The sequence below is a fragment of the Vibrio gelatinilyticus genome, from assembly GCF_022836845.1.
Lineage (GTDB): Bacteria > Pseudomonadota > Gammaproteobacteria > Enterobacterales > Vibrionaceae > Vibrio > Vibrio gelatinilyticus.
The window spans coordinates 59,959-84,195 of the sequence record NZ_JAJNNZ010000002.1 but is presented as its reverse complement, the minus strand read 5'-3'; the positions used below and the strand labels follow the sequence as shown (position 1 = coordinate 84,195).

The following is a 24,237-nucleotide window of genomic DNA, read 5'->3' as shown; positions in this document are numbered from 1 at the left end:
ACCTCAAGCAATCCATTTCAGCGAGCAAGTCTTGGGTATATAATCAAAACATTGCAAAAACAACAGGATCCCACATGAACAATTTGAAGTTAGAAGCGGTGCTCAATGAAAAGCTTTCTCCTCAACTAATAAAAGATTATTGCCCAAACGGGCTACAAGTCGAAGGCAGTCGCGACATCAAGAAAGTCGTGACTGGTGTCACCGCATCACAAGCTTTGATTGATCATGCTATTGAGGTTGGCGCTGATGCTATCTTGGTTCACCATGGCTATTTTTGGAAGGGAGAGCCAGAAGCGATTCGTGGTATGAAAGGTCGACGAATTCGCAGTTTAGTCAAAAATGATATTAACTTGTTTGGCTATCACTTACCCCTTGATATTCATCCAGAATTGGGCAATAACGCCCGGCTCGCGAAATTGCTGGGTATCGAGGTTGAAGGCGGCCTTGAAGGGCACCCACAATCTGTTGCGATGTATGGGCGTTTATCTGCGCCTATGTCGTCACAAGCACTGTCACAGCGCATCAGTAAGGCCTTACAGCGCGAACCGCTGCACATTGCTCCAAGTGGCGAAGATAAAATGATCTCAACCATAGGCTGGTGCACGGGTGGTGGCCAGGATTATATCGAACTGGCTGCGTCACACGGCCTAGACGCGTTTATTTCTGGCGAAGTGTCTGAGCGTACCACATACACTGCACGTGAGATGGGGATTCACTACTTCTCTGCTGGCCATCATGCAACGGAGCGCTACGGCATTGAAGCTCTTGGTGAATGGTTGGCCAAAGAGCATGGATTGGATGTTGAGTTTGTTGATATTGACAATCCAGTTTAGAGCTTGAGATGCAACGAACAAAAACAAAAAAAGAGTGGCTAAATGCCACTCTTTTTTACTGGGTTAACACTGAATTTCGACCAGCTTATTCGCGCTCGTGTAGCGGTTTAAAATCGCGCATTGGCTCACCTTTGTATAGCTGGCGAGGACGACCGATACGGTTATCTGGGTCACTGTGCATTTCATTCCAGTGAGCAATCCAGCCAACGGTACGTGACAAGGCAAAGATAACGGTAAACATTGAAACAGGGATACCAATCGCCTTAAGAATGATACCTGAATAGAAATCAACATTCGGGTACAGTTTCTTCTCAACGAAGTACTCATCAGAAAGAGCGATACGCTCAAGTTCCATAGCAACATCGAGTAGTGGATCTTGAATGTTAAGCTCTTTAAGCACATCGTGACATGCTTCACGCATAACTGTCGCACGAGGATCGTAGTTTTTGTAAACGCGGTGACCAAAGCCCATTAGGCGGAACGGGTCATCTTTATCTTTTGCTCTCTCTACGTATTCAGCAATGTTGTCAACAGAACCTATTTCTTCAAGCATTCGCAGACACGCTTCGTTTGCACCACCGTGCGCAGGGCCCCATAGAGATGCGATACCTGCAGCGATACAAGCAAATGGGTTGGCACCCGATGAGCCTGCAAGACGAACCGTTGAGGTTGATGCGTTTTGTTCATGATCGGCATGGAGCGTAAAGATTTTGTCCATAGCGCGAGCAACAACAGGGTTCACTTCATACTCTTCACACGGGTTAGCAAACATCATGTGCAGGAAGTTTTCAGCGTAAGTGAGGTCGTTTCTTGGGTAAATAAACGGTTGACCAATCGAGTACTTGTAACACATAGCTGCAAGCGTTGGCATTTTTGAAATCAAACGGTATGCTGCGATTTCGCGGTGACTATCGTTATTAATATCAAGTGAATCATGGTAGAAAGCCGCAAGAGCACCAACCACCCCACACATAACCGCCATTGGGTGAGCGTCACGACGGAAACCGTGGAAGAAGCTGGCGATTTGTTCATGAACCATAGTATGGCGCATAACAATTTGTTTAAAGTCTTCGTACTCAGCACGACTTGGAGCTTCGCCAACCAGCAGGATGTAACAAACTTCTAGGTAATCTGCGTTATTTGCTAATTGATCAATTGGAAAACCACGATGCAGCAAAACACCTTTGCCGCCATCGATGTAAGTGATTTGTGATTCACAGGAAGCAGTGGCAAGAAAACCGGGGTCAAAAGTGAAGTAGCCGTTGGCTCCTAGCTTGCGAACATCGATTACTTCAGGGCCTACAGTGCCATTCATAATTGGTAGTTCGATTGGCGCTAGGCCTTCAATATGAAGGGTCGCTTTCTTATCCGACATAACAATCTCCTTTGTTTATTATTAATCCGTCCAGGACGTTTATGTGCCAATTTTTTACTCGGCTTCGTGCTCAAAGTCAATTTTTATGCGGTTTTGTGTGCACTTGTTAGGGTTTTTTATACAAAAAACGTTAAAAATCTGTTCTGTGTAGCATATTTTGTTACAACAATTGTATTAGAATGTTGCCAGCCGTATAGTGGCGAAGAAATTGTTGGCCAAAACCTTATAAAATCAAGGGTAACAACTAGAGTGAGGAGTTGGAATCTCATTGGTTGTTAACAACTCATTTACAATTAACTCGAGAGGTATTCGGGATATTTGTTAATTTAATGTTAACTTTTAAGGATTAGAGGCTGAAATTCATTCATAACAATAAATGCTTCAAAGGAGCTGAGTGAGCAAGCCCGTGAAAGAAAGAAAGTCCAGACCTGTTAATTTAGATTTACAGACAATAAGCTTTCCGATTACAGCAATATCATCCATCCTACATCGTGTGTCGGGTGTGATAACGTTTGTTGCGGTTGGCATTCTACTATGGTTACTGTCCATGTCTTTGTCCTCTCCAATGGGATTTATGGAAGCTGCCGATATCATCGATAGCTTTTTCGTAAAATTCATATTGTGGGGAATACTGACAGCGCTTTCCTATCATATCGTTGGTGGTATTCGCCATCTTTGTATGGATCTGGGATATTTTGAAGAGCTCGAATCTGGAGCTAAAAGCGCGAAAGTATCGTTCATTGTGACGGCAGTATTGTCACTTCTTGCGGGGATTTTGGTATGGTAAAACACGTATCTTCAGTCGGTCGCAACGGCGTACACGATTTCTTACTTATTCGTGCTACGGCCATTTTAATGACCTTATACACCATCTATATTGTGAGTTTCTGCGCATTCTCGGGAGATATCTCATACATCTCTTGGTCACAATTCTTTGGTGGCACATTCACAAAAGTCTTTACGATGCTCGCACTTGTTTCAGTGCTGATTCACGCTTGGATTGGCTTGTGGCAAGTACTGACAGACTATATCAAATGTAGCAAATTGAGAGGTGCACTATTGTTAGTGGTTATCTCTATTCTTCTTAGCTACTTCTTTTCTGGTTTCTTTATTCTGTGGGGTGCGTAAGTGACTATTCCAGTTAGAGAGTTTGACGCTGTTGTAATCGGCGCTGGTGGCGCGGGCATGCGTGCCGCTCTACAAATTTCAGAGCAAGGCCTAAGCTGTGCTCTTCTTTCAAAAGTATTTCCTACTCGTTCTCATACCGTGTCTGCGCAAGGTGGTATCACCGTTGCTCTGGGTAATGCCCATGAAGACCATTGGGAACAGCATATGTACGATACAGTTAAGGGTTCTGATTACATCGGTGACCAAGATGCTATCGAGTACATGTGCAAAAACGGTCCTGAATCTGTTATTGAACTTGAGAAAATGGGGCTACCGTTTTCTCGTTTTGACAATGGCTCAATTTATCAACGACCGTTTGGCGGCCAATCAAAAAACTTTGGTGGTGAACAGGCGGCGCGTACAGCGGCCGCGGCGGACCGTACAGGTCATGCGTTGTTACACACCCTGTACCAGCAGAATATCAAACACAAGACGACCATCTTCTCTGAGTGGTATGCGCTTGATTTAGTGAAAAATGAAGACGGTGCCATTTTAGGCTGTACCGCTCTTTGCATGGAAACCGGAGAAGTTTGTTACTTCAAATCCAAAGCAACCATCTTAGCAACAGGTGGTGCAGGCCGTATTTACGCTTCAACGACTAACGCGCATATTAATACTGGCGATGGTGTTGGTATGGCAATTCGCGCTGGCGTTCCAATGCAAGATATTGAAATGTGGCAGTTCCACCCAACCGGTATTGCGGGGGCGGGTGTTCTGGTCACAGAAGGTTGTCGTGGTGAAGGTGGTTATCTATTAAATAAAGATGGCGAACGCTTTATGGAGCGTTATGCACCAAACGCAAAAGATCTTGCTGGCCGTGATGTTGTGGCACGTTCGATGATGATCGAAATCCGTGAAGGCCGCGGCTGTGACGGCCCATGGGGTCCTCATATTAAGCTTAAACTCGATCACCTCGGAAAAGACACACTAGAGTCTCGCCTGCCAGGAGTATGTGAACTGTCTCGCACATTTGCACACGTAGATCCAGTGAAGGAACCAATCCCAGTTATACCTACTTGTCACTACATGATGGGTGGAGTTCCAACTCAAGTTTCTGGTCAAGCTATTAAGCAAGACGATAGCGGTGCTGATGTTGAAGTCCAAGGTTTGTTTGCGTGCGGTGAAATTGCATCGGTATCGGTACATGGTGCCAACCGCTTGGGCGGTAACTCATTGCTAGACCTTGTGGTATTTGGTCGAGCGACGGGTCTACACCTGGGTGAGACTTTGAAGAAGCAAGCGGATGCCAAACCTGCGACACAAGCTGATATTGAGCGTTCTCTTGAGCGTTACAATCGCTGGGAAAATAGTACAGGTGGCGAAGATCCGGCACAGATCCGTAAAGACCTTCAACAGTGTATGCAAAACAACTTCTCGGTTTTCCGTGAAGGGGATGCCATGGCGAAGGGCCTTGAAGAGCTCAAAGTTATCCGTGAGCGTTTGAATAACGCACACCTTTCAGATAAGTCGACAGAGTTCAACACGCAACGTATTGAGTGCCTAGAGCTCGAAAACTTGATGGAAACAGCATTTGCTACGGCGGTTGCGGCGAACTATCGTACCGAAAGTCGTGGTGCACATGCTCGATTTGATTTCCCTGAACGTGATGATGAACAGTGGTTATGCCACTCAGTCTACAACCCTGAGACCGAGTCAATGTCTAAGCGTGCTGTTAATATGGAGCCAGTACACCGTGATGCTTTCCCACCTAAAGCTCGCACGTACTAAGAGGAGTAGACGAAAATGAAATTGAATTTCTCTTTGTATCGTTATAACCCAGACGTTGATCAAAAGCCTTATATGCAGGATTACGTTTTAGAGGTTGAAGAAGGCTCAGATATGATGCTTTTGGATGCGCTGATTTTGCTAAAAGAGCAAGACAATAGCATCTCATTTAGACGTTCATGTCGTGAAGGTGTATGTGGTTCTGACGGTTTGAACATGAATGGCAAAAATGGTTTGGCGTGTATTACGCCACTGTCCGCGCTAAAAGGTGACAAGATTGTTATTCGCCCTTTACCCGGTTTGCCAGTCGTGCGAGACTTGATTGTCGACATGACTCAGTTTTACGATAACTATTCGAAAGTTAAACCATTTTTAGTGACTGACGGTAATTTGCCTCCTTCTCGAGAAAACCTACAATCTCCAGATGAAAGAGCGCATTTAGATGGTCTGTATGAGTGCATTATGTGTGCATGTTGTACAACATCTTGTCCGTCTTTCTGGTGGAACCCTGATAAGTTTATCGGACCAGCTGGCTTGCTTGCCGCATACCGTTGGTTAATAGACAGTCGTGATACGGCAACCGATGAACGTTTGGCCGATCTAGACGACGCGTTTAGCGTATTCAGATGTCACGGCATCATGAATTGTGTCAGTGTTTGTCCAAAGGGGTTGAACCCGACTAAAGCGATCGGTCACATTAAGTCAATGTTGGTTAGTCGCTCTGTGTAAGAAATTACAAAATTGTCGATTCGAGCAGGCGATTTGGTTGGTCTGTGAGAATCGACTTATGATAGCTCGGCGTAGACCGCAGCATATGTGAAAACTACTGGTAAGGGAAAATATGCACAACGGCGTGATGAAGGCATGGCTCGAGTCTTCACACTTGGCTGGCGCCAATGCAACTTACGTAGAAGACCTCTACGAACTGTATCTAAGTGATCCCGAACAGGTAAGTGAGGAGTGGAGACGTGTTTTTGATGAGTTGCCTAGGCAACCTGAAGATGTGGTGGAACAACCACATTCACGTGTCCGTGACTACTTCCGACGACTCGCTCAAGAAACAAAGCATTACAATGTCCAAGTTAGTGACCCAGATGTCGATGCGAAACAAGTAAAAGTCCTACAGCTTATCAATGCGTACCGCTTTCGCGGTCACCAAGCTGCAAACCTAGATCCCCTCGGTCTATGGAAACGTCCGCCTGTTGCGGATTTAGATCCTGCTTTCCACTCTCTAACAGAAGACGACTTTGACGAAGAGTTCAATGTTGGTTCTTTTGCAATAGGGCAAGAGAGCATGACATTGCGTGATTTGTATAAAGCACTAAAGAAAACCTATTGTGGTTCGATTGGTGCCGAATACATGCACATGACCAACACCGACCAAAAACGTTGGATTCAGCAGCGATTAGAATCGGTTGTAGGCCAACCCTCCTTTGATGCCGAAGAAAAACATACCTTCTTAGAAGAGTTGACTGCCGCTGAAGGTCTTGAGCGTTATTTAGGCGCTAAATTCCCTGGTGCGAAACGTTTCTCGTTAGAAGGTGGTGATGCGCTAATCCCGATGACCAAAGAGTTAATTCGTCATGCTGGTGCTCAAGGCATGCGAGAAGTGGTTATTGGCATGGCTCACCGTGGTCGTCTTAACATGCTCGTTAACGTGCTAGGTAAGAAACCACAAGATCTCTTCGATGAATTTGCAGGCAAACATGACGAAACTTGGGGAACTGGTGATGTAAAATACCACCAAGGTTTCTCGGCTGATTTTGCCACATCAAAAGGTGATATTCACTTAGCTCTCGCGTTCAACCCTTCCCATCTCGAAATTGTTAATCCCGTAGTGATTGGTTCGGTTCGTGCACGCCAAGATCGTTTGGGTGACAAGGAAGGAAGCCGTGTTCTACCCATTACGATACATGGTGATTCAGCGATTGCTGGGCAAGGTGTGGTCGCTGAGACATTTAATATGTCTCAAGCTCGTGGTTTCCAGGTCGGTGGTACGGTTCGTATCGTAGTGAACAACCAAGTCGGTTTCACCACGTCTAATCCTCGTGATATGCGTTCAACGATGTATTGTACTGATATTGCGAAAATGGTTCAGGCACCAATCTTCCACGTTAATGCTGATGATCCGGAAGCCGTTGCGTTTGTTACTCGAATCGCCCTTGATTTTAGAAATACATTCCGCAAAGACGTGGTTGTCGACTTAATGTGTTATCGCCGCCATGGTCATAACGAAGCTGATGAGCCAAACGCAACTCAGCCTCTGATGTATCAAAAGATCAAAAAACATCCAACACCTCGCAAGCTTTATGCTGACATCTTGATCGATCGTGAAGAGAGCAATATCGAGACTGCAACGCAAATGATTAATGAGTATCGTGATGCGCTCGATAGAGGTGAAATTGTGGTTAAAGAGTGGCGTCCGATGACGATGCACTCTGTTGATTGGACTCCATACCTCGATCATGATTGGGATTGTGATTGGGATAGTGATGTCGAAAAAGAGCGTCTGACTGAACTTGGTCAACGTCTAGGGCAATATCCAGAAAGTCATAAGCTACAAAGTCGAGTCAACAAACTCTACAACGACCGCGCGGCGATGATGTCGGGTGAAAAGAAATTTGATTGGGGGATGGCGGAGACGCTGGCCTATGCGACATTGCTTGATGATGGCAAGCGCATTCGAATTTCCGGTCAGGACTCTGGACGGGGTACGTTCTTCCATCGTCATTCTGTGCTGCATAACCAAGATGATGCATCGACGTACATTCCTCTTGCCAATATTCATGATAAGCAAGGGCCATTTCAAGTCTTTGACTCGGTTCTATCCGAAGAGGCGGTGTTGGCGTTCGAATATGGCTACGCAACAGCAGAGCCAAGTGGATTAACCATTTGGGAAGCGCAGTTTGGTGATTTTGCCAATGGCGCACAAGTGGTTATTGACCAATTTATATCTTCTGGTGAACAGAAGTGGGGACGATTGTGCGGCCTAACGATGTTATTGCCACACGGTTATGAAGGTCAAGGCCCTGAACACTCCTCGGCACGTTTGGAGCGATACTTGCAACTTTGTGCTGAACAAAATATTCAAGTGATCATCCCGTCGACACCAGCACAGGTCTATCACATGCTAAGAAGGCAAGTGGTTAGGCCGATGCGTCGTCCTTTAGTGGTGATGTCTCCGAAATCTCTACTTCGTCATCCGCTTTGCGTTTCGACATTAGATGACCTGGCGTCTGGTACTTTCATGCCAGCCATTGGTGAAGTCGATGATATCCCGGCTCAAAAGGTTAAGCGTGTTGTGTTCTGTTCAGGCAAGGTGTATTTCGACCTTCTTGAACAGCGTCGCACAAATGAGCAAGATGATGTAGCGATTGTACGAATTGAGCAGCTTTATCCTTTCCCATTGGAAGACGTTAAAGCGACGATTTCTCAGTACAGTAATGTTGAAGACTTTGTTTGGTGTCAAGAAGAGCCGCAAAACCAAGGCGCATGGTATTCGAGTCAGCACAACTTTAGGGCGGCTATCCCCAAAGGTGCCGATCTTAAATACGCTGGACGAGCAGCTTCAGCGTCGCCTGCGGTCGGCTATATGTCGGTACACTTGAAACAGCAAAAAGCGTTGATCAGCGACGCATTGACCCTAGATTAAGAACTAGAAGTATAAGGACGAAACAGATATGACAATTGAAATTCTGGTTCCAGACTTACCTGAATCCGTTGCCGACGCGACCGTTGCAACGTGGCACAAGAAACCAGGCGACGTAGTGGCTCGTGATGAAGTCATTGTAGACATTGAAACAGACAAAGTTGTGCTGGAAGTACCCGCTCCCGATGAAGGCATTCTTGAAGCCATCATTGAAGAAGAGGGTGCAACAGTACTATCAAAACAGCTGATCGCTAAGATCAAACCTGGTGCGGTCGCGGGCGAACCTACGACTGATACCACAGATGCGACAGAGGCCTCACCAGATAAGCGCCACAAAGCCAGTTTAACGGAAGAGTCAAATGACGCGTTGAGCCCTGCGGTACGCCGTTTGCTGGCAGAACATGGCTTGCAAGCCAGTGACGTTAATGGCTCAGGTGTCGGTGGTCGTATTACACGCGAAGACATTGAAGCGCATCTAGCGGCCGCTAAGGCTGCGCCTAAATCGCCAGAAACCGCTGTGGCAGAAGCGCCAGTGCAGTCTCGCAGCCAAAAACGCGTACCAATGACACGTCTGCGTAAACGTGTAGCAGAGCGCCTTTTAGAAGCGAAAAACAGTACGGCAATGCTGACAACGTTTAACGAAGTGAACATGAAACCCATCATGGATCTTCGTAAGCAATACAAAGACCAGTTTGAAGAGCGTCACGATACTCGTTTAGGCTTTATGTCTTTCTATGTGAAAGCTGTGACAGAAGCGCTTAAACGCTTCCCAGAAGTCAATGCCTCTATTGACGGCGATGAAATTGTTTATCACAACTATTTCGATATTAGCATGGCGGTTTCTACGCCAAGAGGCTTGGTCACTCCAGTTCTAAAAGACTGTGACACCTTAGGCTTTGCTGATATTGAAAAAGGCATCAAAGAGTTGGCGATTAAGGGCCGTGACGGCAAGTTAACGGTAGATGAACTCACCGGCGGTAATTTCACCATTACCAACGGTGGCGTGTTTGGTTCATTGATGTCGACACCAATTATCAACCCGCCGCAGGCTGCAATTTTGGGTATGCACAAGATCCAAGATAGGCCGATGGCTGTTAATGGAAAAGTAGAAATCTTACCAATGATGTACTTGGCGCTGTCTTATGACCATCGTTTGATCGATGGCCGTGAATCAGTTGGTTTCTTGGTTACCATTAAAGAACTGCTAGAAGATCCAGCTCGTCTACTTCTTGATGTTTAAAGTGACGGCAATCTTTTAGACGTCTGATTGATTAGAGCTAGGCACGCTCAACGTCTAGCTCTTTCAAACCCATAGCGTTATGCCGTGGGTGGCTCACTAGGGAACTCCCTCCAGACGTATGGCTATGACTAGCCTTATGGAAATAATAAATCCCTCAGGGATATAACAAATGGAATAACAAAATGAATTTGCATGAATATCAAGCCAAGCAGTTATTTGCAGAATTCGGTTTGCCTGTGCCCGAAGGTTATGCGTGTGAAACGCCGCAAGAAGCATTTGAAGCGGCTGGTCGCATCACAACTGAAAAGAAAGTCGTTAAGTGTCAAGTCCATGCTGGTGGCCGCGGAAAAGCGGGCGGCGTTGAACTCCATGATACCAAAGACGGTGTTAAAGAGTTCGCTCAGAAGTGGTTAGGTAAAAACCTAGTGACTTACCAAACAGATGCTAATGGTCAGCCTGTGACTAAGATTTTAGTCGAGGAAGCATCCAACATCGCAAATGAATTGTACTTAGGTGCAGTGGTTGACCGTGCGAGTCAGCGAATCGTTTTCATGGCATCAACAGAAGGTGGCGTGGAAATTGAAAAAGTAGCAGAAGAAACACCAGAGCTTATCCATAAAGCGGCTATTGACCCATTGGTGGGTCCACAAGCTTACCAAGGCCGTGAATTAGCATTCAAATTGGGTCTTACTGGTGACCAAATTAAACAGTTTGTTAAGATCTTCCTAGGTCTTGGCAATATGTTTGCTCAATATGACCTAGCTCTTCTTGAAATCAACCCTCTTGTTATCACAGGTGAAGGTAATCTTTTATGTCTCGATGGTAAAATCAACATCGATTCAAACGCACTTTATCGCCAACCTAAACTTCGTGAAATGCATGATCCTTCTCAAGAAGATGAGCGAGAAGCTCATGCCGCTCAGTGGGAGCTTAACTATGTCGCACTTGATGGTAGCATCGGCTGTATGGTCAACGGTGCTGGTCTAGCCATGGGGACAATGGACATTGTTAACCTACATGGAGGTCAACCGGCAAATTTCCTAGACGTCGGTGGCGGCGCAACGAAAGAACGTGTAACGGAAGCCTTCAAAATCATTCTTTCTGATAGCAATGTAAAAGCGGTATTAGTGAATATTTTTGGCGGTATTGTTCGTTGTGATCTTATTGCTGATGGCATTATTGGCGCGGTCGAAGAAGTCGGCGTCGAAGTTCCAGTTGTAGTGCGTCTTGAAGGTAATAACGCACCATTAGGTTCACAAAAGCTAGCTGAAAGTGGATTGAATATCATTGCTGCAACTTCATTGACTGAAGCAGCGGAAAAAGTCGTTGCTGCTGCGGAGGGCAAATAATGTCTGTTTTAATCAATAAAGATACAAAAGTTATTTGCCAAGGTTTTACTGGTGGTCAAGGTACATTCCACTCTGAGCAAGCAATGGCCTATGGTACTCAAATGGTTGGTGGTGTTTCTCCTGGTAAAGGTGGTCAAGAGCACCTAGGTTTGCCAGTATTCAACACTGTACGCGAAGCGGTAGAAGTTACAGGTGCAACAGCATCAGTGATTTATGTGCCAGCCCCATTTTGTAAGGATGCGATCCTAGAAGCCATTGATGCTGGAATTAAGCTGATAGTTACGATTACCGAAGGCATCCCGACACTTGACCTACTTGATGTTAAAGTGCGTCTAGACGAGGCGGGTGTGGTGATGATCGGTCCTAACTGCCCAGGAGTGATTACGCCAGACGAATGTAAAATTGGTATCATGCCTGGACACATTCATAAAAAAGGTAAGGTTGGCATTGTATCGCGTTCTGGTACGCTGACCTATGAAGCGGTTAAACAAACCACCGACGAAGGCTTTGGTCAGTCGACGTGTGTTGGTATCGGTGGTGATCCTATTCCAGGCTCAAACTTCATCGATATTCTGAAATTGTTCGAGCAGGATCCAGAAACAGAAGCCATCGTAATGATTGGCGAAATTGGTGGCACTGCTGAAGAAGAGGCTGCGGCGTTTATTAAAGATAACGTGAGTAAGCCAGTTGTGTCTTATATCGCTGGTGTGACAGCCCCTCCAGGTAAGCGTATGGGGCATGCGGGTGCCATCATCTCTGGTGGTAAAGGCACTGCAGAAGATAAGTTCGCAGCGCTTGAAGCCGCAGGTGTAAAAACGGTTAAGAGCTTAGCGGACATCGGTAAAGGTTTAAGAGAGATTACTGGTTGGTAAAGCTCTTAAGGGTCAAAAGCCTCGCAGTTGCGAGGCTTTTTTACATCTGAATCGTGACAACGAAAGTGCAAGTTATCGCTGCCCGCGACTTAGCTGAGACAACATGAAAATGCTGGCGGCACAGACAACAACCGATGGCCCGGCAGGAGTGTCGTAAAACCAGGATAGCGATAGACCGCCAAGCACAGCCAAAGCACCAATCAGGGAAGCAATAGACGCCATTTGTTCTGGAGTCACAGAGAACTTTCTCGCAGTGGCTGCAGGTATTATCAGCAGCGAGGTTATAATTAGTGCCCCTACAAATTTCATTCCAATCGCGATTACCAGGCCAACAAGTAGCATGATAAGTAGCCTAATAGCATCGACATTTGTTCCCTCAACCTCGGCTAACTCTTCACTGACTGTGGTTGAAAGCAGCGGTCGCCAAAAATAGCTTAGGGTTATAGCAATCACCAATACGCCACCACCGATATACACGAGATCATTGGAGGTGACGGCAAGCAAATCGCCAAATAGATAGCTCATGAGGTCAACGCGAACGTTATCTAAAAAGCTAACCGCAACTAATCCCAGAGACAAAGAGCTGTGGGCGAGTATTCCCAACAATGTATCTGTAGCAACAAACTTTTGTTTTTGTAGGGTGACTAACAGCACTGCCAAGACTAAGCAACAAACCGTTAGTGCCAAATAAATGTTGATGTCAAAAAGAAAGCCTAAAGCCAGCCCCAATAGTGATGCGTGAGCGAGAGTATCTCCAAAGTAAGCCATACGTCGCCAAACGACAAATGAACCAAGTGGTCCGGCTATAAGGGCGATAAGAAGGCCGGCAATAATAGCGGGTAACAGGAAATCAATCATGATGTACATGTCCATGCTTATGGTTAGAACAATGGTGGGCATCACCTTTTACTGGTTCACCAGACAGATCATGGTGATGGTGGGAGTGTTCATGGTGGTAAAATGCGAGAGTTTCTTGTTTAGCATGACCAAATAGTGCGATGTACGAAGGGTGCTGTGTGATCGCAGCTGGTGCTCCTTGGCAACAAATATGGTGGTGAAGACAAATGACTTCATCAGTTTTTGCCATGACGAGGTGGAGGTCATGAGACACCATAAATACCGCACAGCCGAATCGGTGGCGGATCGTATCAATTAATTCATAGAGATCTATTTGCCCCTGAACATCGACCCCTTGAGCTGGCTCATCAAGCACTAATATGTCTGGACGATGCAGTAATGCGCGTGCTAGCAATACTCGTTGGTTCTCACCGCCTGACAGTTGATGCATGCTGTTTTTTGCCAAATGTTCCGCACCAACCAGTTTGAGCGCTTCAATTTGCTCTTGTCGAGAATATCGCCCCGCCAACTGTAGAAAGCGCAAAACAGTTAATGGCAACGTTTCATTGAGTTTCAGTTTTTGCGGCACGTAGCCAAGTTTGATATTAGGCTGGCGAATGCGTTGCCCAGAAAACTCTTTTTCTAATCCGATAAGAACTTTGACCAACGTCGACTTACCAGCACCGTTAGGCCCAATTAGGGTGGTGATCTTACCTTTCTCTAGAGTGAGGCTGACATTATCCAAGATCGTTCGCTCGTTGAACTGTACGACGACATTTTGGAGTTGCATTAGCTCGGACATGAATAGAACTCATTTGCAATTGTGTATTGTTATAATGTAACATTTCACGCCACTGTTAGCTACACTACACTGAGAACTTGATGCGTAAATTAACCCTATTCTTTGTCATGAGTCTGGTAATGACGTCACCAGTCATGGCACTCAATGTCCTGACGAGTATTAAACCGTTAGAAATGATTGTACATGAGCTTACTTTGGAGTCTCAGTCCCCGTCATCACTGTTGGTCAGCAGTGCTTCGCCGCATGATTATGCTCTACGTCCATCGGATGTGAAGCGAATTGATAGCGCCGATCTGATCATTTGGTTTGGGCCCGACTTAGAGTCGTTTTTGGTAAAGGTAGTAGAAGGGCGTGACAATGTGCTGCAAGTCGATCAAATATCAGGTCTCGCGCTCAGGGAGTTTGGTGATTCGCAAAGCCATAATCATGATGGTCACGATCATGGAAGCCATGATTCTCATTTTTGGTTAGGGCCAGAGCAGGCGAGAGCCTTTGCCAAGGCTGTCACTCGTCATCTAGTCAGGCTCGATCCTGACAATCGCGGTGCTTATAACAAGAGACTGGTGGAGTTTGAACACGAGCTTGAGCAAACTGTCGTGGCTATTGATGCTCAACTCTCACCGATAAAGCAGCGAGGGTACTACGTTTTTCATGATGCCTATGGTTATTTTGAAGAGTTCTTTGGTCTTAACAACCTAGGGCACTTCACCGTAACACCGGATCGTAAACCAGGGGCAAAAACGCTAATCCATATAAGAACGACCATCAGATCTGAAAATATACAGTGTGTGTTTTCTGAGCCACAATTTACTCCAGCCGTCATTGAATCAGTGACGCGTGGAACACACGCAAAAATTGGTAGCCTTGACCCACTAGGAACCAATATAAAAGTGGAAGATGGTAGTTACTTCCACTTTCTCAAAGATGTATCAGCGAGCTTTGTCAGATGCTTAGGTCAAGATTAGAGCCTAATTAGCGCAAAGAGGCTGCAGTGGTAGCCTCTTTCTGTGTTAGGTAACTGGTGATTAATAGCGATTTGTTCTTGAGTTTTTACTGACCACGCTTTTATATTTCCGATAAATCCATTACAGTTAGCCTAGATAATTATCGTATCGAAATAACTAATGGTTAGCGTGGAATGCGACATACACCGGCTTTGCTGAAATCAACTACGTGGAGAGCAGCAAGCACAATTTCTCAATATGTCTTTTTTTTCAAGACCGGCTTAGACCTTTTCAAGTCGATGAATCGTCACGTTTATAGCAAGATTTTTGCCTATTTAGCCTTAGTGTTTCTCTCAATTCCAACCCCCAGTTTTAGTAATGAACTTCCACCTATTTTTTATCCCATGCAGATCCAATCCCAAGGGCGTTATCTTGCAGCACAAAAGCTCTTTATGGGAGATGAAGGTGGAGTTTGGTCATTAGACGTGTATGGGAAGTTGCGTTTTTATGATGGCGAAAACTTCGTTGATATACAAGGCAGTGCCTTTTATCGACAGCAACTTACTTATGGTCTAGGTTCGTTCTGGTCTTACAATAAAAATAAAGTATTCAAACATCGTCCAGCACAATCAGCCGAAGTCGTGTTTGAAACAGAAATCGCAAATAATATCACTCATCTTGGTTATTCATCGGGATGGCTGTGGGCGACTGATGATGAACATATTCACCTGTACTCTTTAGAAGAAAAGAAGACGCAACAAGTTGAGTTGTATAAATTTTCGCGCTTTAAAAGCGGTGGTCCCATTACGATTAATGATGCGGTGAAGGTGGCTGATTCCTGGTATCTCGCCACTACATCTGGGCTCTTTATAATTAATAATGGTGAATTAACACTATTTGATAAAGTAGCACCTCAGGGTATCGAAACATTACATTATTCAAAGCAGAAAAGAGCGCTTGTGCTTGGGCTATTACGTGGTGCGATTATTTATGAACTGGACAATGATCAGAGTCAGCATTTCAGCTTAAATAGCTCGCATGTACTCACTATTGCCGAGTCAGAGAGCTGGATTTGGTTGGGGACGGAGCATGGATTGTACCGCTATCATAAAGAGTTTCGTGACCTGAAACAGGTAGACGTTGATCCAAACGATGAGTATGGATTAACCAACGAGAAAATCTACTCAATTGCGACCGATTCTCTGGGCGGGGTATGGTTGGCGACAAGCGGGGGCGTGCGTTACTACTCTGAATATAGCGCTTTGTTTGAGCGTTGGTCTCTTATTGAATCAAAGGATAACTATCGTAGCCATGCGGTTAACAAAATCATGGCGAACGAGTCGGGCGGTTATTGGCTAATAACGAGTAATGCGCTTTATTCTGTCAATGATAATGGCGTAAGCACGCTCGTGTTCTTTGGCCAGGTTAGCGGTTTACAGCAAGTTGGCAAGCAGCTTTGGTTAGCGTCAGATCGCGGATTAATTGTGATTGATATCGGGAAATATAAGGTAACAGCGATAAAAGATCAGTTTCCCAGTATTCCCGACATTGTTGATCATATCGCTATGAGTGATGATGGTGAATTGTGGCTAACAAGCGGTTTGCGTCTGATGTCATTAGAGCTCAATACAGGTAAGGTAAGTGACTATGGTGAAGACTGGTTACTCGATAAATACTTGCCAGCTAAGGTGACCTCGCTAACTCCATCTGCCAATAACCAGTTGTTTATTGGTACTGATCATGGCTTGTATCACTTAAATAACAGTACCATTCGCTATCTAAAAGAGACGAAAGTGTACGGTAGCCAAATAAATGCTATCAAGGTAAGTGATGAGTCAATCTGGCTAGCCAGTAGCTATGGTGTAGCTATGCTCGACATACCTAAAATGAAGCTCGACGCATTGCCGTTAAAAGAAAATAACATAAGACCTTTTTGTCTGACCCAAGGAAACAACCATATATGGTTAACGACTTCAATTGGCATTTCTGTGTACAACACACAAGGGAGTTTGGTTAAGCACTTTGGCGCTCCGTTTGGTTTGATCAATAATGAGTTTTTGTACGGGGCATGTGCGTTTAATCAACGCGCCAATAGCCTTATATTGGGCTCAAAATATGGACTGGTGGAGTCCGATAGTGAAGCGCTCCTTCGCAGCGATAACCCGCCAGAAAGCATCGTGCTGACTCAGGTTTCTGTTGATGGTTTACCTGTAGCTATCGGCAGTACAGAACTATCACTCAGTGCATTTAACTATGGTAGTCAGCTAGGATTCCGTTTTGGTGTATGGCCTCAGTTTCAAGGACAATCGATTGAGTTCAGGCTCAATTCACAATCCAACTGGATCGAATTACAGGGGACAGAGCTAAACCTTGATCGCCTCATGCCGGGAGATTACTTTCTGCAGGTTCGCCTGAGCAAGGCGAAAATCAAAACACAATTGATAGAGTTGCCGTTCTCTGTCAGAAATCCGTGGTATTTTTCCTCTGCTTTTTTCTTGTTAACTTTCTTTACCATCGTACTGGCTATGGTTGCTTTTATACAATGGCGTTCGAGGCGGATAACTGCGTTGAACCGTCAATTGAAGTTGAAAGTATCTCTTAAAACAGAGCAGCTTCAACACCAAAGTCGTGTTCTATTAACAAATAACTTGCAGCTAAGAAAGTTATTTAATGTTCGGCAATCTATCGTGCACGATATGGTATTACAGGCAATTGATCATTCGCAGGATTTTGAGAAGAGTGCTACAACGCCCTCGACGACGGTACTGCCAATGGCATTGCAAAATCTAAATCAAAACCTGAGTCAACTACAGAGAATTGTCGAGTCACAATCGTCAGTACCAACGTTCTATCGAGCAGAAGAAGTCCTTAAAAGTACCGCCGAAGCCTGGCATGCCGAATATGAGGTCCACGGCATACGTATTGAGCTTCAATTGTTAGCCAGTAGTGACAAGATTGTGCTAGAGACTTTTAATCTGGACATTATTTTCAATACACTATTGGCCAACGCATTGAAAAGGAATGTACGAGGCCAATCACTGGTGATCCGTATCGAAGAGCACTGTGGCAAGTTGTCGATCATATTTGAGGACAAAGGGTTGCCGTTTCCATCGATCAATACCAATGTTCAAAACCAATTTCATGAGAAGCGGGAAAAGAGTTTAGACTTTACTCCAGCCAATTTAGCTAACCATATTCGAATGAGTGGTGGTGAACTTCATGAAGTCGAGCGACGAGAGGTTAATCGTGTTCACATGCACTGGCCGCTTTATCATGAGACCGCTACTCAAGTTAATTTTACAAAAGTAACCACGGGCCGAGATAAGGCGCTAGAAGCTAGCTCGATTCCACTAGAGAGTGAAGCACACCAGAACTTAAAAACTAAGCAAGAGCAATGGCTAAGAACTGTGCGAGGACTGGTGGAGGAGCATTACAGTGACCCAGACTTTACCATGTCAAGTGTCGCTAAAAGGTTGTACATGTCTGAGCGAAGCTTACAAAGGCGCTTTAAAGCGGTGTTCCAAAAGACATTTACCGACTATATAACAGAGTTTAGATTGGAAAAAGCGTGTGAAATGCTACTGCTTGGTGACAAAATAGCAGACGTCGCCTTTTCTTGTGGATTCAATGATCCTTCCTACTTTTCTCAGAAGTTTAAGCTGCATTTTGGAGTATCACCGTCCAAGTTCGCCATCCTTGAAAGCGACCTGACAGAGCAGCAACACGGGTAGTCCTACAGCTTGAAAAACTGATAAAAAGCTCGCTGACGCGCCCTTTCAACAGCTAAGTTTGCTAACGAGAATTTCACTCTATCGCCAGGACGAAGTTGAGCGACTTTACTTAAGTTTCGAAAAGCGATGCTGCCACATTTGGCGTAGCCACCTAATGTTTGTCTGTCTTGCATCATAATTATTGGAGCGCCATCTGGGGGGATTTGTACCGCACCACAGCAGATCCCTTCAGAAATAATGCCCGGCAATGCTCTTTTGAACGGCATATCGTGATTATTAATATTGGACGGATAGTCTAGCCTGATACCCATCTTGTCACTGTTATTTGATACTTGAAATTCACATGCCAGTAAGTTGTCCCATTCGCACGCTGAAAAAAGAGAATGCTGATAGGCGGGGAGTAAAGCGAGTGTTTGGCTCGACGTGTAGTTAGGAATATAGTGACGAGGGATGACCTTAGACGAAGAAAGATGATTCGTCGCAGAGTTTGTATGAGGCGTTAGTATGTCTCCTTTCTTCAGTGGCTTCCCTTGATCTAAACCACCTAATTGGTTTCTTATCACCGTGCTACAACTGCCCAAACAGCCACTAATATTTAGTCCGCCTTTAATGCAAAGATAGCTTCGTAGTCCAGAAAGTGGCCGACCAAATTCAACAATGTCTCCGCTACGGATAGTAAAGCTTTGCCAGTTGATTAGAGCCCGTCCATTTAGTGTCGCGTTGCAATCAGCCCCCGTAATTGCGAGCTGCAGAGTATCGAGTGCTTGAAACCGTGCATTGCCAAACACGATTTCAATACTTGCATTCGAGCTTGGCTGCTCCAATAGCCACTGCCCCCAGCAATGAGCATGAAGATCGGCCGCCCCTCCTTGGCTCAGGCCCCACTGAGCAGCGCCGAAGCGTCCAAGATCTTGGACGGTGGCTAGCATACCCGGCGATAGTACTACCAAACCATGCATTGGCGCCCTCCCATCGATTGGTATTCATTTAAGTGAATGGCAAAAAACTGCACTCTATCGCCAATTTGAAGCAGACTATTTTCAGGGGAGTTTTTGTTGTACAGCTCGATAGGGCAATTGCCAATGATCTGCCATCCACCGGGTGTTTCAAGTGGATAGACCGCCGTTTGACTGTCCGCGATGCCAACACTTCCTACCGGTATTTTTTTTCGAGGTGTTGCATGGCGAGGCGTGGCGATAAGTCCATCGACTTGGGCGAGAAATGCAAAGCCAGGTGCGAACCCTACAGCACAGACGGTATAGGTTTTTTTACTATGTATATCAATCACTTGATCTGTGGTTAGCTGGTGAAGTTTGGCAACGTTGTTCAAATCAGGAGCGACGCTTTCATGGTAGCAGACAGGCAGGCGATGCAATTTTCCTTCGTAATCTAGCTGGGCTTTTTCGGCATCAAAATTAAGCACAGCCTGTTTAATCTGTTCAAAGCCGGTCTTCAAGGGGTGGTAATCAACCAATAATGACGTGTAGGATGCGACGCAATCTCGAATACTGTCGGTGAATTGAGCCTGTAAAAACCGCTGATACGATTTGATGATAGCGGGCCACTTTAAGTCGATGTGGTCGTCAAAATAGATGATAAGCGCAGATTCACTCACAGGGACAACGGCTATCGAATCAGGCATTAATCCTCCTCTTGTTCTATGACTTCACGGATATGCTTTGCTACTTCAATTGAGTGAGGGCTATCACCATGAACACACAGAGTGTCCGCTTTGATGGATAACCATTCCCCTGAGTGTGTAAGTACCTGCTTACCTTGTATGATTGACTTAGCTTGACTAAGGATTGATTCCGTCGTCGTCAATAAAGCGCCATCGATGCCTCGATTCGTGAGAGTACCGTCAACGGTGTAGCGTCTGTCCGCAAACGCTTCAAAAATAAGAGAGATATTGTATTGCTTGGCGAGAGTTAAGTGTTGTTCTTGTTGAGCGGTCGCCAATAGCATGACCGGAAGGTTCAGGTTATGGGCGGCGGCAAAGACCGCTTGCATTGTATGGGCCGAATTCATCATGTCATTGTAAAGAGCACCGTGAGGCTTAATGTATTGAACCTGCATACCCTGGCTGTGTGCTAGAGCCTGTAGCGCGCCAACCTGATATAGGATTAGGTTAGTGATCTGCTCATTAGAATGGGGGATAGATCGTCGACCAAAGCCAATTTGGTCATGGTAACTAGGATGAGCGCCAACAGTCACCTGATAGCGCTTAGCAAGTTGCAGTGTGTGCATTATGGTATCAGGGTCTGCAGCATGGAAGCCGCATGCAATATTCGCCATCTGAAGAAAAGGCATTAATGCTTCATCGTTACCCATTTTCCAGTGGCCAAAACTCTCTCCAACATCACCGTTTAATTTCATCGTCCATCAAACCATTTTCAATTCCTTATATAGAAATACTAACAGTTGATAGGAATTAGGCTCAAGACAAAGACAGGAAGTTTCCGTTGTAGGTCAAAAATTGGTGATAGTTAATTGGGTAGATAGTGAGGAAAAGGAAAAAAAAATTCGCGGTATGGCCGGGGGACCATACCACGGGTGTCAATGACACCTTCGCTTGCTGCCGGAGTGGTGTGGTATCACACCACCTCTGGAATTCAAATAACAAGAGCATTTGCTTTGTTGGTATTCACTATAACGAGACAGACTTAATTTACTTATAAAAAAAACGTCATAATTATATGACGATTACGACAAACTTTCCCTTAGTAGTTATCTTTATGATTTTTATGATTTTTATGATTTTACATTTTTTTTCGGAGTGTTTTTTTGCTCAGTATTTTAAAGGATCAATGTCTCTGCGTAGTGTTTTAACGATTTTGACGGAATAGTTTTGACGAAATTTACCGGCTTACTTCCGATAAATATTGATTTAGCACAATGTAACAAAGTATATTTGCGGCTTATTATTGGTGTTAATGCAAATCCTTCTCATTACCAATTGTAATATATGGGTGTTCAGCGATGAAACTATCGGAATTAACGGCAGGTCAAACAGCAAGAGTGGCCAAAATGTCTGGTCTATCAAATGAAGTTCGTAAGAAACTTATGGTGATGGGTGTACTACCAAATACCCCTGTGACTGTCATTCGACGCGCCCCTATGGGCGACCCACTTCAACTTGAAGTTCGCGGTGTCTCCTTAGCCGTACGAGAAACAATCGCTAACGATATAGAAGTGGAGTTGCAACAATGAGTTATACCCTTTTAACAGTCGGTAACCCTAATAGCGGCAAAACAACACTTTTTAATGGCTTAACGGGCGCTAAGCAACAAGTTGGAAACTGGGCCGGAGTGACGGTTGAAAAAAAGACAGGCCGCTATCACCAGTCAGGAGATGAGTTTCTGCTAACCGACTTACCAGGTATCTACGCACTAGATAGTGGCAATGATAGCAACAGTATTGATGAGTCTATTGCATCAAGAGCGGTACTAACGCACCCTGCAGATCTATTGATCAATGTGGTGGACGCAACCAGTTTAGAACGTGGTCTATACATGACGTTGCAACTGCGTGAACTTGGCCGACCTATGGTGGTTGTACTGAATAAAATGGATGCGCTTAAGCGTGAACGAGTTCAGCTTGACGTAAAAGGTTTAGAAAAAGCGTTGGGATGCCCCGTGTTCTGCCTTTCAGCCACAAACAAGCAACAGGTCGCTTTGTTTAAAGAAAAATTACACAAACTTCTGGATCAAGGGGTCAACCTAGAAGCGTTGCCGTTAGATTATGGTGTTGAGTTTGAAAGCGCCATTGCTGAATTGATGTCAATATTTGTCGATGGGTCTGTGGCTCCACGTGCTTTGGCGATTCGAGCACTCGAAAACGATGTGATGGTGCTCAATACTCTATCACAAAGCGCACGAACGGTTGTTGCGCAGCGGGCTAGTGCCTGCGGCGTCGACATTGACTTGCAAGTCGCTGATACAAAATACACTTATCTTCATGAATTGTGTAAACGCCTGCGTCGAAGCGAGGGCAAACTCAGCCGCAGTATTACCGAGCACATCGATGGGGTAATACTCAATAAATGGATTGGCGTGCCTTTCTTCTTTGTGGTCATGTACCTGATGTTTATGTTCTCTATTAACATTGGCAGCGCCTTTATTGACTTTTTTGACATCAGTGTTGGCGCCCTTTTGGTGGATGGTGGTCATCACCTTCTCGATGGTGCTCTGCCGGTTTGGTTAGTGACCGTATTAGCTGATGGTATTGGTGGTGGTATCCAAACTGTGGCAACTTTTATCCCGGTCATTGCCTGTCTGTATCTATTTCTAGCGGTATTAGAAAGTTCAGGTTATATGTCTCGAGCTGCGTTTGTTCTGGATAAAGTGATGCAAAAGATTGGATTACCGGGTAAAGCCTTCGTGCCATTGGTGTTAGGGTTTGGCTGTAACGTACCTTCAATCATGGCAACGCGAACGTTAGATCAAGAGCGCGAGCGTAAATTGGCCGCGTCTATGGCTCCGTTTATGTCATGCGGGGCTCGTCTCCCAGTGTACGCCCTTTTTGCTGCGGCTTTCTTTCCGCAAAGCGGTCAAAATATTGTCTTTGCACTTTACCTTTTGGGTATTGTAGCCGCCGTGTTTACGGGGTGGGTATTGAAAAAAACCATCTACCCAGGGAAAAGCGACAGCTTCGTTATGGAAATGCCTGATTATGAAATTCCAACCATGCAAAATGTGCTAATCAAAACCTGGCAAAAACTTAACAGATTTGTATTGGGAGCAGGTAAAACTATCGTTGTGGTTGTCGCTATTCTTAGCTTTTTGAATTCAATGGGTACTGATGGTTCATTTGGTAATGAAGACAGTGAAAACTCTGTGCTATCAAAAGCGGCTCAAGTGGTCACGCCTATCTTTGAGCCAATCGGTGTTCAAGAGGATAATTGGCCAGCGACGGTCGGTATTATTACTGGGATTTTCGCAAAAGAAGCAGTGGTAGGAACATTGAATAGCTTATATACCTCAGCAGATGCAGAGGAAAGTGGATATGATCTGCTTGTAAGCTTAAAAGAGGCATGGGCCACAATACCTGATAATTTGTCGAGCCTAAGTTATTCAGATCCCCTTGGTGTTGATGTCGGTGATTTGAGCGACGCAAATTCTGTGGCTGAGGAGCAAGAGGTCGATGGTTCTATCTTTGCCAACTTGAAAGCACACTTTGTGACAGGAAATGCGGCGTTTGCGTACTTGATTTTCATTTTACTGTATACGCCGTGTGTCGCCGCAATGGGTGCTTATGTTCGCGAGTTTGGTCAAAAGTATGCGCGCTTTATCGCGGCATGGACCATGGGCTTAGCCTACGCGTCAGCGGCGCTCTACTATCAAGTTACGCACTTTGCTTTGCATCCGACACAAAGCGCACTATGGATCACCGGTATACTATTGTTGATGCTAGTCATCGCTCGTTTGCTTAAACGCGAAGGCCTTAAGCAGCAATTAGACGTTCAGATCGCATGATATTGTCTGATCTCAAACAAGCTATTGTAGAAACCCCGGGAATAACTCGGCAGTCCCTCGCTGAGAGGTTTGCGCTAAGTGAAGACGGTGTCGATGCTATGTTGACTGTTTGGATAAAAAAAGGAGTGTTGACACGTACAGAAGATCGCACTAAAACACAGGCGCTATTGCGTGTACGTTATCACCTCAATCAAAGTGGCGCGTTGTCGCTTAAAGTGATTATGTAAGCTGTTGTTCAA

Annotated in this window: 20 protein-coding genes; 14 read left to right on the top strand and 6 right to left on the bottom strand. The window is 45.2% G+C overall.

Annotated features, from left to right (window positions below; genetic code table 11):
• Positions 1 to 74 precede the first annotated feature (74 nt).
• Complete coding sequence (locus LNL84_RS02550; protein WP_244355004.1) at positions 75 to 833, top strand: Nif3-like dinuclear metal center hexameric protein; 759 nt, start codon at positions 75 to 77, stop codon at positions 831 to 833.
• 85 nt (positions 834 to 918) lie between these two features.
• Here LNL84_RS02550 and LNL84_RS02545 read toward each other — a convergent pair whose 3' ends face one another.
• Positions 919 to 2,208, bottom strand: a complete 1,290-nt coding sequence (locus LNL84_RS02545; RefSeq protein WP_244355002.1) for a citrate synthase — start codon at positions 2,206 to 2,208, stop codon at positions 919 to 921.
• A 394-nt stretch (positions 2,209 to 2,602) separates the two neighbouring features.
• Between LNL84_RS02545 and sdhC the strand changes: the two genes are divergently transcribed.
• The 8 genes from sdhC (at position 2,603) to sucD (ending at position 12,210) form a co-directional block, all read left to right on the top strand.
• On the top strand, positions 2,603 to 2,995 hold the full coding sequence (gene sdhC, locus LNL84_RS02540; RefSeq protein ID WP_244354999.1) for a succinate dehydrogenase cytochrome b556 subunit: 393 nt from the start codon (positions 2,603 to 2,605) through the stop codon (positions 2,993 to 2,995).
• Positions 2,989 to 3,336, top strand: a complete 348-nt coding sequence (sdhD, locus tag LNL84_RS02535) for a succinate dehydrogenase, hydrophobic membrane anchor protein (RefSeq protein WP_244354997.1) — start codon at positions 2,989 to 2,991, stop codon at positions 3,334 to 3,336. Before sdhC ends, sdhD begins: the two co-directional genes overlap by 7 nt.
• Positions 3,337 to 5,103, top strand: a complete 1,767-nt coding sequence (gene sdhA, locus LNL84_RS02530; RefSeq protein ID WP_244354995.1) for a succinate dehydrogenase flavoprotein subunit — start codon at positions 3,337 to 3,339, stop codon at positions 5,101 to 5,103. It begins immediately after the preceding gene.
• A gap of 15 nt (positions 5,104 to 5,118) precedes the next feature.
• On the top strand, positions 5,119 to 5,829 hold the full coding sequence (locus LNL84_RS02525) for a succinate dehydrogenase iron-sulfur subunit (protein WP_244354993.1): 711 nt from the start codon (positions 5,119 to 5,121) through the stop codon (positions 5,827 to 5,829).
• A gap of 112 nt (positions 5,830 to 5,941) precedes the next feature.
• On the top strand, positions 5,942 to 8,752 hold the full coding sequence (sucA, locus tag LNL84_RS02520; RefSeq protein WP_244354991.1) for a 2-oxoglutarate dehydrogenase E1 component: 2,811 nt from the start codon (positions 5,942 to 5,944) through the stop codon (positions 8,750 to 8,752).
• 28 nt (positions 8,753 to 8,780) lie between these two features.
• Complete coding sequence (gene odhB / locus LNL84_RS02515; protein WP_244354989.1) at positions 8,781 to 9,989, top strand: 2-oxoglutarate dehydrogenase complex dihydrolipoyllysine-residue succinyltransferase; 1,209 nt, start codon at positions 8,781 to 8,783, stop codon at positions 9,987 to 9,989.
• Positions 9,990 to 10,171: 182 nt separating this feature from the next.
• On the top strand, positions 10,172 to 11,338 hold the full coding sequence (gene sucC, locus LNL84_RS02510) for an ADP-forming succinate--CoA ligase subunit beta (RefSeq protein WP_244354987.1): 1,167 nt from the start codon (positions 10,172 to 10,174) through the stop codon (positions 11,336 to 11,338).
• Positions 11,338 to 12,210 (top strand): succinate--CoA ligase subunit alpha, encoded by an 873-nt coding sequence (gene sucD / locus LNL84_RS02505; RefSeq protein ID WP_244354985.1) that lies wholly within the window; start codon positions 11,338 to 11,340, stop codon positions 12,208 to 12,210. The genes sucC and sucD overlap by 1 nt, the downstream gene beginning before the upstream one ends.
• Positions 12,211 to 12,282: 72 nt before the next feature.
• Here sucD and znuB read toward each other — a convergent pair whose 3' ends face one another.
• Positions 12,283 to 13,068, bottom strand: a complete 786-nt coding sequence (gene znuB, locus LNL84_RS02500; protein ID WP_244354983.1) for a zinc ABC transporter permease subunit ZnuB — start codon at positions 13,066 to 13,068, stop codon at positions 12,283 to 12,285.
• Positions 13,061 to 13,849: a zinc ABC transporter ATP-binding protein ZnuC gene (znuC, locus tag LNL84_RS02495; protein ID WP_244354981.1), complete on the bottom strand. Its 789-nt coding sequence runs from the start codon at positions 13,847 to 13,849 to the stop codon at positions 13,061 to 13,063. Before znuC ends, znuB begins: the two co-directional genes overlap by 8 nt.
• 80 nt (positions 13,850 to 13,929) lie before the next feature.
• Between znuC and znuA the strand changes: the two genes are divergently transcribed.
• Both znuA and LNL84_RS02485 read left to right on the top strand, forming a co-directional pair.
• Entirely contained in the window at positions 13,930 to 14,814 is an 885-nt protein-coding gene (gene znuA, locus LNL84_RS02490; RefSeq protein ID WP_244354979.1) for a zinc ABC transporter substrate-binding protein ZnuA, read from the top strand.
• Between the two features lie 278 nt (positions 14,815 to 15,092).
• Positions 15,093 to 18,524 carry an AraC family transcriptional regulator gene (locus tag LNL84_RS02485; protein ID WP_244354977.1) on the top strand — a complete coding sequence of 1,144 codons (3,432 nt, stop codon included), beginning with the start codon at positions 15,093 to 15,095 and terminating at the stop codon, positions 18,522 to 18,524.
• Between the two features lie 2 nt (positions 18,525 to 18,526).
• On the opposite strand, the gene LNL84_RS02480 is transcribed toward LNL84_RS02485, so the two are convergent.
• The 3 genes from LNL84_RS02480 to LNL84_RS02470 are packed head-to-tail and all read right to left on the bottom strand — an operon-like array spanning position 18,527 to position 20,900.
• Positions 18,527 to 19,483 (bottom strand): 5-oxoprolinase subunit C family protein, encoded by a 957-nt coding sequence (locus LNL84_RS02480; RefSeq protein ID WP_244354975.1) that lies wholly within the window; start codon positions 19,481 to 19,483, stop codon positions 18,527 to 18,529.
• Positions 19,468 to 20,166 (bottom strand): 5-oxoprolinase subunit PxpB, encoded by a 699-nt coding sequence (pxpB, locus tag LNL84_RS02475; protein ID WP_244354973.1) that lies wholly within the window; start codon positions 20,164 to 20,166, stop codon positions 19,468 to 19,470. Before pxpB ends, LNL84_RS02480 begins: the two co-directional genes overlap by 16 nt.
• On the bottom strand, positions 20,166 to 20,900 hold the full coding sequence (locus LNL84_RS02470; protein ID WP_244354971.1) for a 5-oxoprolinase subunit PxpA: 735 nt from the start codon (positions 20,898 to 20,900) through the stop codon (positions 20,166 to 20,168). The genes pxpB and LNL84_RS02470 overlap by 1 nt, the downstream gene beginning before the upstream one ends.
• A gap of 603 nt (positions 20,901 to 21,503) precedes the next feature.
• On the opposite strand from LNL84_RS02470, the gene LNL84_RS02465 reads away from it, so the two are divergent.
• The 3 genes from LNL84_RS02465 to LNL84_RS02455 are packed head-to-tail and all read left to right on the top strand — an operon-like array spanning position 21,504 to position 24,225.
• Positions 21,504 to 21,734 (top strand): FeoA family protein, encoded by a 231-nt coding sequence (locus LNL84_RS02465; RefSeq protein ID WP_244354969.1) that lies wholly within the window; start codon positions 21,504 to 21,506, stop codon positions 21,732 to 21,734.
• Positions 21,731 to 23,998, top strand: a complete 2,268-nt coding sequence (gene feoB / locus LNL84_RS02460; RefSeq protein ID WP_244354966.1) for a Fe(2+) transporter permease subunit FeoB — start codon at positions 21,731 to 21,733, stop codon at positions 23,996 to 23,998. Before LNL84_RS02465 ends, feoB begins: the two co-directional genes overlap by 4 nt.
• Positions 23,995 to 24,225: a FeoC-like transcriptional regulator gene (locus LNL84_RS02455; protein WP_244354963.1), complete on the top strand. Its 231-nt coding sequence runs from the start codon at positions 23,995 to 23,997 to the stop codon at positions 24,223 to 24,225. Before feoB ends, LNL84_RS02455 begins: the two co-directional genes overlap by 4 nt.
• Positions 24,226 to 24,237: the final 12 nt, after the last annotated feature.

Excerpts from the sequence above, each read along its gene's own strand:
- LNL84_RS02550 (WP_244355004.1), top strand. The coding sequence starts at position 75 with ATGAACAATTTGAAGTTAGAAGCGGTGCTCAATGAAAAGCTTTCTCCT.
- LNL84_RS02545 (WP_244355002.1), bottom strand. The coding sequence starts at position 2,208 with ATGTCGGATAAGAAAGCGACCCTTCATATTGAAGGCCTAGCGCCAATC.
- sdhD (WP_244354997.1), top strand. The coding sequence starts at position 2,989 with ATGGTAAAACACGTATCTTCAGTCGGTCGCAACGGCGTACACGATTTC.
- LNL84_RS02525 (WP_244354993.1), top strand. The coding sequence starts at position 5,119 with ATGAAATTGAATTTCTCTTTGTATCGTTATAACCCAGACGTTGATCAA.
- sucA (WP_244354991.1), top strand. The coding sequence starts at position 5,942 with ATGCACAACGGCGTGATGAAGGCATGGCTCGAGTCTTCACACTTGGCT.
- odhB (WP_244354989.1), top strand. The coding sequence starts at position 8,781 with ATGACAATTGAAATTCTGGTTCCAGACTTACCTGAATCCGTTGCCGAC.
- sucC (WP_244354987.1), top strand. The coding sequence starts at position 10,172 with ATGAATTTGCATGAATATCAAGCCAAGCAGTTATTTGCAGAATTCGGT.
- sucD (WP_244354985.1), top strand. The coding sequence starts at position 11,338 with ATGTCTGTTTTAATCAATAAAGATACAAAAGTTATTTGCCAAGGTTTT.
- znuB (WP_244354983.1), bottom strand. The coding sequence starts at position 13,068 with ATGATTGATTTCCTGTTACCCGCTATTATTGCCGGCCTTCTTATCGCC.
- znuC (WP_244354981.1), bottom strand. The coding sequence starts at position 13,849 with ATGTCCGAGCTAATGCAACTCCAAAATGTCGTCGTACAGTTCAACGAG.
- znuA (WP_244354979.1), top strand. The coding sequence starts at position 13,930 with ATGCGTAAATTAACCCTATTCTTTGTCATGAGTCTGGTAATGACGTCA.
- LNL84_RS02485 (WP_244354977.1), top strand. The coding sequence starts at position 15,093 with ATGAATCGTCACGTTTATAGCAAGATTTTTGCCTATTTAGCCTTAGTG.
- LNL84_RS02480 (WP_244354975.1), bottom strand. The coding sequence starts at position 19,483 with ATGCATGGTTTGGTAGTACTATCGCCGGGTATGCTAGCCACCGTCCAA.
- pxpB (WP_244354973.1), bottom strand. The coding sequence starts at position 20,166 with ATGCCTGATTCGATAGCCGTTGTCCCTGTGAGTGAATCTGCGCTTATC.
- LNL84_RS02470 (WP_244354971.1), bottom strand. The coding sequence starts at position 20,900 with ATGAAATTAAACGGTGATGTTGGAGAGAGTTTTGGCCACTGGAAAATG.
- LNL84_RS02465 (WP_244354969.1), top strand. The coding sequence starts at position 21,504 with ATGAAACTATCGGAATTAACGGCAGGTCAAACAGCAAGAGTGGCCAAA.
- feoB (WP_244354966.1), top strand. The coding sequence starts at position 21,731 with ATGAGTTATACCCTTTTAACAGTCGGTAACCCTAATAGCGGCAAAACA.
- LNL84_RS02455 (WP_244354963.1), top strand. The coding sequence starts at position 23,995 with ATGATATTGTCTGATCTCAAACAAGCTATTGTAGAAACCCCGGGAATA.